Source organism: Jeotgalibaca ciconiae (genome assembly GCF_003955755.1).
Lineage (GTDB): Bacteria > Bacillota > Bacilli > Lactobacillales > Aerococcaceae > Jeotgalibaca > Jeotgalibaca ciconiae.
Genome location: NZ_CP034465.1, coordinates 39,894 through 54,775, shown reverse-complemented (window position 1 = coordinate 54,775; position 14,882 = coordinate 39,894). Strand labels below are relative to the sequence as shown.

14 protein-coding genes and 1 other RNA gene are annotated in these 14,882 nt (G+C 37.2%); 14 read left to right on the top strand and 1 reads right to left on the bottom strand.

Annotated elements, in window-relative coordinates:
• Positions 1-170: 170 nt before the first annotated feature.
• From EJN90_RS00295 to EJN90_RS00240, 12 genes are all read left to right on the top strand, one after another.
• Positions 171-2,150: a fructose-1,6-bisphosphatase gene (locus EJN90_RS00295; RefSeq protein WP_126108329.1), complete on the top strand. Its 1,980-nt coding sequence runs from the start codon at positions 171-173 to the stop codon at positions 2,148-2,150.
• A gap of 22 nt (positions 2,151-2,172) precedes the next feature.
• On the top strand, positions 2,173-2,934 hold the full coding sequence (locus EJN90_RS00290) for a histidine phosphatase family protein (protein ID WP_126108328.1): 762 nt from the start codon (positions 2,173-2,175) through the stop codon (positions 2,932-2,934).
• A 98-nt stretch (positions 2,935-3,032) separates the two neighbouring features.
• Positions 3,033-3,399: a transfer-messenger RNA gene (ssrA, locus tag EJN90_RS00285) on the top strand.
• Between the two features lie 701 nt (positions 3,400-4,100).
• On the top strand, positions 4,101-5,015 hold the full coding sequence (locus EJN90_RS00280; RefSeq protein WP_126108327.1) for a metallophosphoesterase family protein: 915 nt from the start codon (positions 4,101-4,103) through the stop codon (positions 5,013-5,015).
• A gap of 67 nt (positions 5,016-5,082) precedes the next feature.
• Entirely contained in the window at positions 5,083-5,571 is a 489-nt protein-coding gene (locus tag EJN90_RS00275) for a hypothetical protein (RefSeq protein WP_126108326.1), read from the top strand.
• Positions 5,572-5,606: 35 nt separating this feature from the next.
• Positions 5,607-6,128 (top strand): DUF2179 domain-containing protein, encoded by a 522-nt coding sequence (locus EJN90_RS00270; RefSeq protein WP_126108325.1) that lies wholly within the window; start codon positions 5,607-5,609, stop codon positions 6,126-6,128.
• 358 nt (positions 6,129-6,486) lie between these two features.
• Positions 6,487-7,527 (top strand): branched-chain amino acid aminotransferase, encoded by a 1,041-nt coding sequence (locus EJN90_RS00265; RefSeq protein ID WP_227872533.1) that lies wholly within the window; start codon positions 6,487-6,489, stop codon positions 7,525-7,527.
• Positions 7,528-7,685: 158 nt separating this feature from the next.
• Positions 7,686-8,705: a YihY/virulence factor BrkB family protein gene (locus EJN90_RS00260; RefSeq protein WP_126108324.1), complete on the top strand. Its 1,020-nt coding sequence runs from the start codon at positions 7,686-7,688 to the stop codon at positions 8,703-8,705.
• Between the two features lie 117 nt (positions 8,706-8,822).
• Complete coding sequence (locus tag EJN90_RS00255) at positions 8,823-10,022, top strand: FtsW/RodA/SpoVE family cell cycle protein (protein WP_126108323.1); 1,200 nt, start codon at positions 8,823-8,825, stop codon at positions 10,020-10,022.
• 25 nt (positions 10,023-10,047) lie between these two features.
• Complete coding sequence (locus tag EJN90_RS00250; protein WP_126108322.1) at positions 10,048-10,401, top strand: Spx/MgsR family RNA polymerase-binding regulatory protein; 354 nt, start codon at positions 10,048-10,050, stop codon at positions 10,399-10,401.
• A 15-nt stretch (positions 10,402-10,416) separates the two neighbouring features.
• On the top strand, positions 10,417-10,770 hold the full coding sequence (locus EJN90_RS00245) for a glycine cleavage system protein H (protein WP_126108321.1): 354 nt from the start codon (positions 10,417-10,419) through the stop codon (positions 10,768-10,770).
• A 161-nt stretch (positions 10,771-10,931) separates the two neighbouring features.
• Positions 10,932-11,804: an acetamidase/formamidase family protein gene (locus EJN90_RS00240; RefSeq protein WP_227872532.1), complete on the top strand. Its 873-nt coding sequence runs from the start codon at positions 10,932-10,934 to the stop codon at positions 11,802-11,804.
• Between the two features lie 35 nt (positions 11,805-11,839).
• Here the strand turns inward: EJN90_RS00240 and EJN90_RS00235 are convergent, their stop codons facing one another.
• On the bottom strand, positions 11,840-12,562 hold the full coding sequence (locus EJN90_RS00235) for a gamma-glutamyl-gamma-aminobutyrate hydrolase family protein (RefSeq protein ID WP_164543948.1): 723 nt from the start codon (positions 12,560-12,562) through the stop codon (positions 11,840-11,842).
• A 238-nt stretch (positions 12,563-12,800) separates the two neighbouring features.
• Between EJN90_RS00235 and sufC the strand changes: the two genes are divergently transcribed.
• Together sufC and sufD are read left to right on the top strand one after the other, a co-directional pair.
• The gene (gene sufC, locus EJN90_RS00230) at positions 12,801-13,577 is read left to right on the top strand and encodes a Fe-S cluster assembly ATPase SufC (protein ID WP_126108319.1); all 777 of its coding nucleotides are present in this window, start codon (positions 12,801-12,803) and stop codon (positions 13,575-13,577) included.
• A 12-nt stretch (positions 13,578-13,589) separates the two neighbouring features.
• Entirely contained in the window at positions 13,590-14,870 is a 1,281-nt protein-coding gene (sufD, locus tag EJN90_RS00225; RefSeq protein ID WP_126108318.1) for a Fe-S cluster assembly protein SufD, read from the top strand.
• Positions 14,871-14,882 lie beyond the last annotated feature (12 nt).

Genomic DNA, 14,882 nt, shown 5'->3' with positions numbered 1-14,882 from the left:
AAAGAGGGCATAGAATTTACTATGCTTTCTTTTTTGTGACGAAATTAATGTGTTTCATTAAAATATCTTATGAAAAATCATTTTTCTCTGTTCATTTTCACATTTAGAAGCTATGATAAATAGAATCATATAGATTCAACATATATGATTCTTGAATTGGAGGTAGTCATATGATTGTTCAAACTGATAAGTATCTACGTTTACTTTCTAAGGAGTATCCTACAATTGCTGATACAGTGACTGAAATAATAAATCTAGAAGCGATTATGAATTTACCGAAAGCTACTGAGCACTTTATTAGTGATTTGCATGGGGAGTACTATGCAGTACAGCATGTACTTAGGAACGGTTCAGGAAACGTAAAAGAAAAAATTAAAGAAATTTTCCAAGGCAGATTGAGTAGCAAAGAAATGAATCAATTGGCTACTATTATTTATTATCCAGATAAGAAAATTGATTTGATTGTTTCATCTTTGGAAACACAAGAAGAAATCGAAGAGTTTTTCATTTTAACGACAACGCGAATTACTGAACTGTGTGCTTTTGTTGTATCAAAATATACACGTTCAAAAGTACGGAAAGCTTTACCGTCAGATTATGCATACATAATTGAAGAACTTTTATTCAAAGATACGATTATGTCGAATAAAGAAGACTACTATGATAAGATTATTAAGACGGTAATTTCTTTAAAACGTGGAAAAGAATTGATTGCTGCTTTTGCCTATGTCATTCAGCGACTAGTAGTGGATCATCTGCATGTGGTGGGAGATATTTATGATCGGGGTCCTTACCCGGATCGTATCATCGATACTTTGATGGATGGACACGAGCTGGATATTCAATGGGGAAACCATGATGTCTTATGGATGGGGGCGGCGAGTGGATCGGCGGCCTGTATGGCGAATGTTATCCGCATCTGTGCCCGCTATGATAATCTAGAGATTATTGAAGATGCTTATGGAATTTCTTTGCGTTCTTTGATGCTATTTTCAGAGATGAATTATTTAGAGGATCGCTATGAGCCTTTTATGCCAAAAATTAATCCAGATTCTGAAGAAAAGATTTACCCCGAAGAAATCCGTCAAATTGCCAAAATGAATCAAGCAATTTCTATTATCCAATTTAAGTTAGAAGGAGAAATTATCAAGCGCCACCCTGAATTTGAGATGGATGATCGTTTGCTTTTATCGAAAATTGATTATGCGAAAGGGACTATCATGCTTGGTGGGAAAGAATATCCATTAACTTGCGATTATTTCCCAACGATTGATCCAAAAAATCCATACAAGCTAACAGAGGAAGAAGAAGTCGTTGTTCAGAAATTAATGGATGGTTTCTTGAATTCAGAACGTCTCCATAAACATATTCAGTTTCTGTATAGCAGAGGCAGTATGTATTTAAAATACAATGAGAATTTATTATTCCATGGATGCGTCCCACTAAACAAAGATGGCAGCTTCATGGAGATGACAATCAACCAAAAAAAATATAGCGGTAAAGCTTTGCTGGATAAATATGAAGATGTATTGCGTAAGGGATATTTAAATCGGAAAAAGGAAAATCAAGAATACCTGGATTATATTTGGTACCAGTGGGAAGGCAAAGCTTCTTCTTTATTTGGAAAAGACAAAATGACTACTTTTGAGCGACTATATATCAGTGATAAAAGAACGCATATTGAAGAAAAAAATATTTATTACAAAGAACGAGACAATGTCGAGACTTGTGAACGAATTTTAGAAGAATTCGGACTGGATCCATCAAAAGGTCATATTATTAATGGACATACGCCAGTAAAAGAAAAAAGAGGCGAAAACCCATTAAAAGCGGACGGCAAATTAATCGTCATTGATGGTGGTTTTTCAAAGGCTTATCAAGATACGACCGGACTGGCTGGATATACCTTGCTTTATAATTCATTTGGCATGCAACTTGTTTCACATCAGCCATTTACTTCTGTCCATGACGCATTAGTAAATGAAATTGATATTGTTTCTACACGCAGAATCGTAGATAAGGAATTAGAACGGAAGACTGTACGAGAAACAGATGTGGGCATTCGCTTAACACAGCAAGTACAGGATTTACAAAAATTGTTAGCTGCCTATCAAGAAGGGCATATTGTTGAAACAGTTAAAAAGAAATAGATTATTTTTAAAGAGGTGGAAAATGGCTAAGGGAGTAACATTTTATTTTATGAGACATGGCGAGACGTATTTAAACCAATACAATCGCATGCAAGGCTGGTCAGATGCTCCTTTGACGAATAGAGGAAAACGTGATGTATCGCGTAGCGGCGCTGGACTTTCAAATGTAAAATTTGATGCTGTTTATTGTAGTGATTTGAGAAGAACCTTTGAGACTGCTCAAATTATTTTAAAAGAAAACGAACATAAAGATACGCCAAATGTAAAAGCAATGCCTGAATTCCGGGAGATTTTCTTTGGTTCTTTTGAAGGATTGGATGCGACGGAAACATGGTCGAACCTACATCAATTTTTAGGCTATGAAAATGGAATTGATTATTCAGACAGCACTTCTGTTATGAAAGAATTAAATGGCTTGCGCAAAATGGATCCTTATAACGAAGCGGAAGATTATTTAATGTTTTGGCTGCGGGTAGAGAGAGGGTTAATCAAGTTAATTGATAAACATCGTGATACCGGACAAAACATTTTAATAGTATCGCATGGTATGACCATTCGAAATATGATCCATGCATTGATTCCTGATTTTCAAATCGATCGTCATTTAGATAATGCAAGTATATCAGTTGTCAGCTACTACGATGGCTTTTATCATTTGGAGAAGTTTAATAGTATCGCCCACTTTGCGCCTGATCATACCCCAGGTCCAGATGAAGAACCGGAAACGCATAAAATTCTTCCAAGCGACAAAGATACTGATGATGAAATACCTATAAAAGAATAAGCAGTAGATTGTGGCAGAATGATGATATATTTGACAAAAAATGAAAAACGTGTATAATTAAGGGTGCTCAATAAGAGCATCCCTTATTTTTTTATCGAGGGGATGTTACGGATTCGACAGGTATAGGTCGAGCTTTTGATGCGCTCCGTAGGTTACGGCTACGTAAAAACGTTCCAGTTAAATATAACTGACAAAACAAACAATAACACTTTAGCTTTCGCTGCGTAAAAACAGCTAGCTAAGATCCTCTTGGTATCGTCCATGTACTCAAGCAAGGGTCTCAAATTCAGTGGACTACACCGTGACTTTCCACCTGGAGGAATCGGAAGAGATTAATCAGGTTAGCTTTGTGTGATGCCCGTCGAACGGCTAGCACACGGCGAATCCTAAATGGTTTGACTATGAGCGTAGACTTGGAAGTGCCGATATGCTTGGACGCGGGTTCGATTCCCGCCATCTCCATTTATAGCTAAAAGTTAGTTAAAATAGAGGAAAATAGAACCCCTTATAAACGTCTGTATATCAACGTTTATAGGGGGTTCTTGTTTTTTTATAGACTAGGGGATTATAAGTTCAGCCATCAATGTCTAGCTCCCAAGTCCTGACCTAGTGAAAAAAAGATAAATTTACCCCATTGCGCGCTCCGCTGCTCATTCAGGGTCAAATTTCCTATTTTTTCATAGGCCAAGGCGGACTTGTCCGCTTTTCTTATAGACTAGGGGATTATAAGTTCAGCCATCAATGTCTAGCTCCCAAGTCCTGACCTAGTGAAAAAAAGATAAATTTGCCCCATTGCGCGCTTCGCTGCTCATCCAGGGTCAAATTTCCTATTTTTTCATAGGCCAAGGCGGACTTGTCCGCTTTTCTTAGTAGAGCAGTATAAGTTTTTTACCATCGATGTCCTAGCTTCCAAGGCGGGACTGCCTCCTTTTCTATAATCCTACTATGCTTCTCGTTAGTATGATAGTTGAAATCTGCCTATTTCATAGTAGGTTCTCATCGTTTTTAAAAGGTGTTAGATGGCGCATCATGTCATTGCTTTAGTTTGTTTTTTCCCTCATGCATTTTCGAGTTGTTTTAAATTTCTTACTTATTCCAGTATACTATAAGTATCAACGTTATTTTTTGCTCAAAAACGTAAGAAAACGAATAGGGAGTGAAAAAATATGTTTACGAAGCAACGATTAACAGGTGCTTACAAGACTGCAAGGGTAGAAAAGTTCGATAAAACAACCAAATATGTGTTTATTAGTGACCACCATCGTGGGGATGGCAGTATGTCGGATGAATTTACTCGCAATAGGAATATTTTTCAGCATGCAATTGATTATTACTATAAGAACGGCTTTACTTACGTAGAAGCTGGTGATGGTGATGAGCTGTGGGAATACCAAGATGCTAAATTGATTAAAAATGCTCATCCAGAAGTTTTTTCAACGATAAAGAAGTTTTATGATGATGACCGATTTATTATGATGTATGGAAACCATAATATTTATATAAAAAACAAATCCTATGTCGAGGAGCATTACTATACAAACTATGATGAGTATTCGGAAACTTTTTTTGATTTCTTAAAGGGAATCGAGCCGATTGAAGCATTAGTTCTCAAACATCCTGAAACTGGGCAAGAAATTCTGACGGTTCATGGACATCAGGGGGACGCTCCAAATGATCAACTGTGGATTTTTACAATGTTGTCCTTGAAATATTTCTGGCGTTTCCTGCATGCTTTTGGAATCCGAAATCCGGTTAGTCCGGTAAAAAATATTTATCGCCGGCATAAAATTGAAAAAAATTATTCTAAATGGATTGAAGAAAATAAAATGATGCTGATTTGTGGACATACCCATCGTTTTAAATTTCCAAAAAAAGATGCTTTGCCTTACTTTAACCTTGGCTGTTGTGTGTATCCAACCATTATTACTGCCATTGAGTTGGAAGGGGAAACCATTCAATTGGTTCGTTGGAAAATCAAAGGAAATGAAGAGGGCGTGTTAAATATTGTTCGAGAAATTATGCGTGGTCCTGCGCATGTTTCGGAGTTTGATATGCGAAGAGAAGATTATGGAATAAATTAAACGGTAGCATGAAGTGGTTATGAAATAGTATAATGAAAATAGTGATGAAAAAGAAAGCAGGGAAAATATGGATCAATTAAAAAAATTTACGTTCGTAATCGGAGCTTCATTATTACTGGCAGCTTGTGGAGGTACGCTGGACAATGATTCTGGTGTAATTGAAAGTAATTCAGAAACGACAGAGACAGTAGAATCTACTATTGAATCGCAGTCCAGTGAATCTACTGAAACACAAGAAAACGTTGATTCAAGTTCAGTTGAGGAATCCGAATCCATTGTGGATGAAGAATCGCGTACAGAGTTGAACCAAGATGAAGCAGCAAAGATTGAAAGAGCAAAAGAAAAGCTGACTGAACTAACAGGCCTTGAAGAAGGAGAAGAATATCTCTATATCATCGATGGTGTTGAGGAACAAATTGTTACGATCAATATTCGTGAAAACGGCGAAGAGGTATCGAGTTCAAGAGGCTTCTTCAAATATGACGATGAGACTGGAAACGTTCAAGAATTAGATATTATTACAAATGAGTATGTGGATTTCCCAGCAAACCAATAAAAATATTAGCTGCAGATTTAATGTAGGGGTGAAGTATGGATTTTAGTTTAATTGTCAAAATTTTTATGATTAGTTTTGTTTATGTCACTTTGAGTACCATTCGTTTCATGCTGACAATGAAAGGGTACCGGATTTTAGCCCCCTTGTTAAGTATGGTAGAAATCGTTATTTATGTGACAGGTTTGAGTATCGTGATGAGCAGTCTTGATAATCCATTGAATCTGGCAGCCTATGCCATTGGCTATGGGGTTGGAATTGGTTTGGGAATTAAAATAGAAGATTGGTTAGCACTCGGTTATACAATGGTGACGGTCATGACATCGGATCCGACAACTTCTATGACACAGAAATTACGCGAAGCGGGATATGGTGTTACAATCGTAAATGCTTATGGAAAAGATGGCGAAAGAAAGATGCTCCACGTTCTTTCAACTCGTAAAAATGAAAGAGATTTGATAAACAAAGTTCTAGAAGTTGACGAGAAAGCTTTTATCTATTCCTCCGATCCTAAATATATTCACGGTGGTTTTTGGTCCAAACGGGTCCGAAATCGTTAAGAATTGTTTTTTATTAAATATTAATTAGAAAAAGGTTGACTTATTCTTATCGAAAATATAGAATAGCAACATAATCGATAACGGAATAGATGATAGAAGGGAGGTACCATTTATGATGAATTCTAATGGAATGGCAATGAATACTCGAAACAAACCATGTAAAAGTCAATTGGTATCTTTCTCTGTCATTATTGTGAATATTGAGCCATAGGATTCTTTTTTGTAATATTACAAAAATTAGAGTCCTATTCTTGTTGAATAAGGGCTCTTGTTGTAAGATGGGCCCGCTTTTACAAGCAGTCCATCTTTTATTTTTTACACAAAATGCTATTAAGAGGATACATTAGGAGGAAGAGAAATGATGACTGAAAAGAAAGAATTAGTAGATTTAGATTGGAAAAATCTTGGATTTTCTTATATGAAAACTGATTATCGTTTTATATCCCATTGGAAAGAAGGCTCGTGGGATGAAGGAAAATTGGTTACAGAAAACACCGTAACAATTAGTGAAGGTTCTACTGCCTTGCACTATGGACAATCATGCTTTGAAGGATTAAAAGCTTACCGTACGAAGGATGGAAGAATTCAGCTGTTCCGTCCAGACGAAAATGCGAAACGTATGGAAAAAAGTTGTGAACGCCTGATGATGCCTGCTTTTCCGGTGGAACGATTTGTTGATGCTGTAAAACAGGTTGTTCGTGCAAACGAAGCATGGGTTCCTCCTTACGAATCTGGAAGTACGCTTTATATTCGCCCTTATCTGATCGGTGTTGGCGATAATATTGGCGTTAAACCTGCCCCAGAGTATATTTTTTCAATTTTTGTTATGCCAGTCGGCCCTTACTTTAAAGGGGGTCTTGCTCCTACGAATTTTGTGGTTTCGGATTATGATCGTGCAGCGCCTCATGGAACAGGTGCCGCAAAAGTTGGCGGAAACTATGCAGCTAGTTTATTGCCAGGAAAACTAGCAACGGATCGTCACTTTAGTGACTGTATTTACTTAGATCCAGCTACTCATACAAAAATTGAAGAAGTTGGTTCAGCGAACTTCTACGCTATTACCCATGACGATGTATTTGTAACACCGGATTCACCATCTATTTTGCCAAGCATCACGAAGTATTCTTTATTACACTTAGCAGAACATTATCTTGGTCTGAAAGTGGAAGAACGAGATGTCTACGTAGACAAATTAGATGAATTTAAGGAAGCGGGAGCTTGCGGGACTGCTGCAGTTATTTCGCCGATTGGTGGTATTCAGACAAAAGACGACTTCCATGTCTTTTACTCAGAAACAGAAGTTGGACCAATTACCCAAAAATTATATGAAACATTGACGGCTATTCAATTCGGTGATAAAGAAGGCCCAGAAGGCTGGATTTTCGACGTAAACGTATAGGCGGAGCAAGCTTTGATAATCTTAAATAATGAAAATAGAAAAACTAATAGCCTTTCAAGAAATAAAGGCCGATTCTCGATGAATCGGTCTTTTCATTTTACGTAGAGCCATGTGCTCTGATAAGATAAAGGTAACTAAAATAAAAGGTCGTGAAAATCGTGGCTGCCATTTCAAAAGAAAAACAAAAATTTGATGTTAGAAAAGCCATCACTATTGCAATGAAGCAGTTTAAGCGTGCAGAAATGGGAAGACAGTCTGCAGAACTTGCTTATTATATTCTTTTAGCGCTATTTCCTATATTGCTCGCATTAGGAAATATCATTCCCTTGCTGCCTATCCCGGCTGAACAAGTATTGGAATATGTTGAGATGGGAGTTCCCGCTGAAGTTGGAACGGTCTTGTTGCCGATTTTGGAAGATTACCTTACTGGAGGCAGCGGCGGCGTTGTGTCAATCGGTTTGTTGATTTCCATTTGGCCCGCCTCCAAAGCATTTACCATTTTTCAACGAGTATTGAACCAAGTTTATGGTGTAGAAGAACGTAAAAATTTTATTATTACTCGAATTTTCTCATTCTTGATTACCTTACTGTTTGTGGTTTTAATCGGTGCAGTATCATTCATCTTTGTATTTGGTAGAGAGATATTGAATCTGATTGAAAATTTTATTCCTTTTGATATCGTCTCTGTTATCTCCACCTTTGAATACTTCCGCTGGATTGTGGCACTTGTTGTATTAGTTGTTATTATGTCGTTTGTTTATTACATGGTTCCAAACGTAAAATGGGAATTTAAATATGCAATACCAGGAGCAATATTGGCTACAATTGGGTTTTTATTAGTATCCCAATTATTCTCTTTATATATTAGCTTTGCTGGAGGACAGGCAATTGGAAATGGTGCAATTGGAGTATTCATTGTGCTGATGCTGTGGTTGTATTTAATCGGAAATGTTTTTATCCTTGGCGGGATTTTGAATGTGATTATCTATGACTATACGCATGAAAATAAAATTGTCATTGATGAAGGGGAAACCTATTTATCTGTTGTCTATTCTGAGCAGGCGCAAAAATATCTTGCAACCAAACAGATTTTACAGAAATCCTTATTAAAAGAAAACGCCAAAATTAAAATGGATCATTTACCTGGACAAGAGGATTACTCTGATTGGGGAAGATAAAGAAACCTATAAAAATAAAGGTAAGAAGAGGCTTTACCGATTCTTACCTTTATTTTATTTGCATTTATCTATATAATAACTTAATGAAGTTCGGATATAGAAAGAAAGGAAACATTCATGAGAAATCAACAGACAAATTCAAAACCTGATGTATCTAAAATCGATTATGGAATTATTTTATCGGTTTTGCTTTTAGCAATTATCAGTGTCGTGACCTTATATTCAACCATGTATTTAATGAGCAGTACGCCCTCCTTGAAGCCTGTCATCATGCACATTGCTTGGTATGCATTGGGAACAATAGTCGTAATTATTATGATGAATTTTGACTCAGAGCAATTATGGAAACTTGCACCAGTTGCTTATTTTTTAGGAATTATTTTATTAATTCTTGTTTTAATTTTTTATGATCGAGAACTATATGCTTCACAAGGTGCAAAAAGTTGGTTTGCTTTTGGACCAGTAACTGTTCAACCATCTGAAGTAGTGAAAATATCACTGATCATGATGTTGGGACGCGTGATTACAAAGCATAATATGGAGACAGAGGAGCGTTCAGTAAAAACAGATTGGCTTTTACTGCTAAAAATAGCTGCTTGGTCGTTTCCGGTCCTGTTTTTAATCTTGATTCAAAATGATTTGGGAACAGTTCTGGTATATTTAGCTATTATTATTGGAATGACGCTCATGTCAGGTGTTTCTTGGAAGATACTGCTTCCTGTTTTTGTGATAATCGGGACGCTTGGTGCTTTATTAATTGTACTAGTTGTTTATAACCGTGAATTATTACTGACAGTTGGTTTCAAACCTTACCAGTTTGCCAGAATCGATTCTTGGTTAGATCCTTTTTCTGACAGTCGAGGAGATGCCTTTCAGCTTGCTCAAAGTATGAAAGCAATCGGATCTGGTAGATTATTTGGAAAAGGAATCGGTGTTTCAGAAGTATATGTACCAGTACGAGAATCAGATATGATATTTGCGACAATCGGAGAGAATTTTGGCTTCATTGGAGGTTGTTTCTTAATATTAGTGTATTTCTTGCTGATTTATCAAATGGTCCGTATTTGTTTTGATACGAAGAATGAGTTTTACGCATACATGACAACCGGTGTTATTATGATGATTTTGTTCCACGTTTTAGAAAATATTGGAATGTCGATCGGTCTTCTTCCTTTAACAGGAATCCCATTGCCGTTTATATCTCAAGGAGGTTCATCTTTGTTGGGAAATATGATGGGGATTGGACTTGTTATGTCAATGCGGTATCATTATAAGAGTTATATGTTTTCAGATGAAGCAGAACATTATAGTATATAATGGTAAGGTAAATGGAGGTATGGATATGCTATTGTTTTACGGACACCCTACGTGTTCTACGTGTAAAAAAGCGGAAAAATGGTTAAAAGATCGTCAAATATCTTATGAGTGGAAAAATATTAAGGAAGAAACTCCTGACAGAGAATTGCTTCTGGCAACCTTAGAGAATGAGATTCTTCCTCGCAGACGGCTATTCAATACAAGTGGAAACTTATATAAGGAACTAGCTTTGAAAGATATATTGGACAAGCTTACAGTAGAAGAAGCGGTGGACTATCTCGTTAAAGATGGCATGCTGATTCGACGTCCGTTTTTAACGAATGGCCAAAAAGTTACAGCAGGATTTGATGAAGATCGCTATAGCGAAAGCTGGGCATAGTAGGAGGAGAAAGAAATGGCTGAATTAAAATATAGTATGGATGGTTTCTGGATAGAAAAAGCAGATAATTATGTGTTGATTGGCCTGTCCGATAAAGGACAAGATGATTTAGGAGAAGTAAGTTTTATAAACTTGCCGACTACTGGAGAAATCAGTAAAGATGATGTTTTAATTGGAGTAGAAGCAGCAAAAGCCGTAACCGAATTACCAGCTCCTCTTTCTGGAATCATTTCAGAAGTGAACGAAGTATTGTCAGACGAACCATCTCGCTTAAATAGTATGGATCGTACTGAAACATGGATTGTTAAAATGACCAGTGTAGATGAAGAGGTATACGCATCTTTAGAAAATGAATCTGGTTTAGAATAATGGAAATAAAGCTTTCAGTCATTGGATTCAATGATTGAAGGCTTTTTATATAAAGTTCTATTGAAAATAGTTTAGAAGAGAGAAACTGCATGGCTTTGACTTCTTTTTTGTTTCCCATCATAATAGAGGATAACAATACAACATAGGCAGGGGGAAGTAAGTTGAAAATATTGAGCGAAAATATTATTTTTAATATGGATGCAGAAAATGAAGCAGTACTGTCAGTTGACAGTGGGGCAAGAGTTACGTTTGAAACATTGGATTGTTTTTCAAATACCGTTTTATCGAGTGAGGACTTAGTTAGCTCAATCGATTTTTCCAAAGTGAATCCAGCAACTGGACCACTTTATGTAAATGGAGCCGAAGTGGGTGATACTTTAAAAGTCACAATCAATCAAATTCGATTAGCCGAACAGGGAGCGGTAGTGACTGCACCTGGTTTAGGCAGACTAGCTGATCATATAAAAAAAGAAGAGACAATTATTTGCAAAGTAACAGAAGAGGGCGTGGATTATCATGGGATCAAGATTCCGCTAAAAAAAATGATCGGTGTAATCGGAACTGCGCCCGCAGGAGAAGCAGTAAACACAGGTACTCCCGGTGACCACGGCGGGAATATGGATACAAGTCGTATTGCAGAAGGCAGTATCCTGTACTTACCCGTAAACGTAAAGGGAGCGCTATTGGCATTAGGAGACCTTCATGCGACAATGGGAGATGGCAAGATTATGGGCTCCGGCTTAGAAATTGCGGGAGAAGTAGATGTCACGGTTGAAGTAGTAAAAGACTTTCCTTTACCGCTGCCTTTAGTAGAAACAGAGGATCTGTGGGTAACCATCGGCTCCAGAGAGAACATGGAGGAAGCAAGTGATGTTGCAATTTTAAATATGACAGAAGTCATTACCCAAAAATCAACAGTAACGCTTAACCAGGCAGGCATGTTATTAACATTGGCTGGAAGACTGGTTGCTTGCCAAGTAGTGAACCCTAACGTAACCATGCGAATGGAACTTCCGAAATCAATTTTAAAGTAGCTAAGAAGACCTCGGACCGATGATCCGAGGCTCTCTTAGTTATTTTGCGCGCGTTTTACTAAGTCAATGAAGAAATTTTTACTGACTTGATCATTTTGTAACATTGTTTCTGGGTGCCATTGAATTGCTAAAACGTCTGCGTCTTTTGCTTCAACTGCTTCAATAATACCATCTGGACTTTTTGCTACAACATTCAATCCTTTTCCTACAACCTTGATTGCTTGATGGTGGAAAGAATTAACCATCATTTCTTTACCCGTAATTTGATGCAGGTAGCTTTCTTTTTCAACCGAAATTTTATGGATAGGGATATCAAAAGAAGATTTTTGGATATGTTGTAAGACTTGATCACCAAGTTGAGAATCAATGTCTTGATAAAGACTGCCGCCATAATAAACGTTGACGATTTGCATACCGCGACAAACACCTAGAACTGGAATTCCTTTTTTGATAGCAGCATCTAATAGCGCTAAATCAAAGGTATCACGTTGTGGGAAAATTGCTTGTAATCGTTTATGAGGTGATTCATTATATCGCATAGGATTGACATCGTGTCCGCCTGTTAAAATCAAAGCATCGATCAAGCCAACATAAGTTCTCGCTGCCTCTTCAGAACCCACTGGAAGAATTAAGGGTGCTGCACCTGCCTGTTGAACACCATTCACAAAATTTTGAGGTGTATAAGAAACAGAAGTACCTTCAAAGGCACTGATTGCTTTTAGCAATTGGTTACCAGATATTCCAATAACTGGTTTCATATTGTTCATCTCCTTTAAAGATTAATCTATCCTATTATGCCACAAAAAAAATATTTGAAAAGGAATGAATAAAAAATGTAAACTAGAATCATTATAAAATGCACAAAAAAGTCATTAATCAAACAGGACTTTCAGCAGAAGTTATTGCGATTCATTCTCAATTAGTTTAGAATGATTATAATGCAATTATAAAAAAATGAGAATTGCTGCAAAGAATCAGAAGGAGAGGGAAGCGTTCATGTCTACTTTAGAAATAAAAAATTTACATGTTTCAATTGAAGATAAAGAAATATTAAAAGGTGTTAATTTGGTAATGAACACCGGAGAAATCCATGCTATCATGGGGCCTAACGGTACAGGTAAATCAACTTTAGCTCAATCCATTATGGGGCATCCAAGCTATACCATTACAGAAGGAGAAATTCTACTTGATGGAGAAGATGTTTTGGAGATGGAAGTAGATGAACGCGCACGTGCGGGGCTGTTCCTTGCTATGCAGTATCCGAGTGAAATCACAGGGATTACGAATGCTGAATTTATGCGTGCTGCCATCAATGCAACTAGAGAAGAAGATAATAAAATCTCTGTAATGGATTTTATAAAAAAACTAGATAAGCATATGGAAACATTGAATATGCCGGAAGAAATGGCTGAGCGTTATTTAAATGAAGGTTTCTCAGGCGGAGAAAAGAAACGTAACGAGATTCTTCAATTAATGATGATTGAACCAAAATTTGCCCTATTAGATGAAATTGACTCTGGACTTGATATTGATGCCCTTAAAGTTGTTTCAAAAGGAATCAATTCCATGCTTGGCGACAGCTTCGGTGTCTTGATGATTACCCACTATCAACGTCTATTGAATTACATCGAACCAACCTTTGTTCATATTATGATGGACGGAAGAGTAGTTAAATCTGGAGATGCAAATCTAGCGAAACGATTGGAAGCAGAGGGCTACCGCGGAATTCGTGATGAATTGGGTCTTGATATTATAATCGAAGAAGAAGAGTAGGAGGAAGATGGAATGAAAGACGAAAAGTTGAAAAACATTCAAACCTTCTCGGCTTTCCAAGAAGAGCCTACTTGGATGAATGAACTTCGTATGCAAATGGCTGCGAAAATCGATGAACTTCCTTTTCCAACTATTGAAAAAGTGAACTTTCATCGTTGGCCGCTACTGGACGAGAAGATTGATACCGAATACGGGGAAGAGTTGATAAATAGTCAGCAACACCAATATGGAACGGGCGACAACGGAAAAATTGTTCAATATGGAAAAGTAACGTTACTAGAACAATTACCACAAGAATTGGTTGATCAAGGCGTTATTTTTACCGATTTGTTTACAGCAATGAAAGACCATCCGGAATTAGTTGGAAAATATTTTATGAAACTTGCTGTAAAAGCAGACGAGAATAACTTAACAGCTTATCATGCCGCTTACTTAAACAGTGGTGTGTTCTTATATGTTCCTAAAAATGTTCATATAAAAGAGCCATTAGAAACTCTATTTATTCAAAACAGTCATGTAGAAGAAACATTCGCGAAGCATGTTTTAATTGTAGCCGATGTGAATAGTTCCGTTACCTACGTTGAGAAATTTGAAACAGAAGGAACAAAAGCCAATACAGCAAATATTGTGGTTGAAGTGGTAACAAAGACAGGGGCACAAGTGAAGTTCTCTGCTGTTGACCATTTAGGTGAGAAAACAAGTGCTTATATTAATCGACGCGGACATCTTGGAAAAGACTCATCCATTGAATGGGCAATCGGTGTCATGAATAACGGAAATGTTATCTGTGACTTTGATTCAGATTTAATGGGAGACGGCTCTCACAGTGAAATTAAAGCTGTTGCGGTGTCAACGAATAGACAAATCCAAGGAATCGATACGCGTGTAACCAATTATGGACAACATTCCATCGGACATATTTTGCAACATGGCGTTATTTTAGATCGTTCTACCTTAACTTTTAACGGAATTGGTCATATCATCAAAGGAGCAAAAGGAGCAGACGCACAGCAAGAAAGTCGTGTGTTGATGTTATCCGACCAAGCTCGTGGTGATGCGAACCCGATTCTTTTGATTGACGAAAATGAAGTAACCGCAGGACATGCGGCCAGCGTAGGACGGGTAGATCCAGAAGAAATGTTCTATCTACTTAGTCGCGGAATTCCAACAGAAGAAGCAGAACGTTTGGTTATTCGTGGATTCTTAGGAACCGTAATTGCGGCCATTCCATTGAAAGCTATCCGAGATGAATTAATTGAAGTGATTGACAAGAAATTGACAAGAAACAAATAAGGACTGATTGCA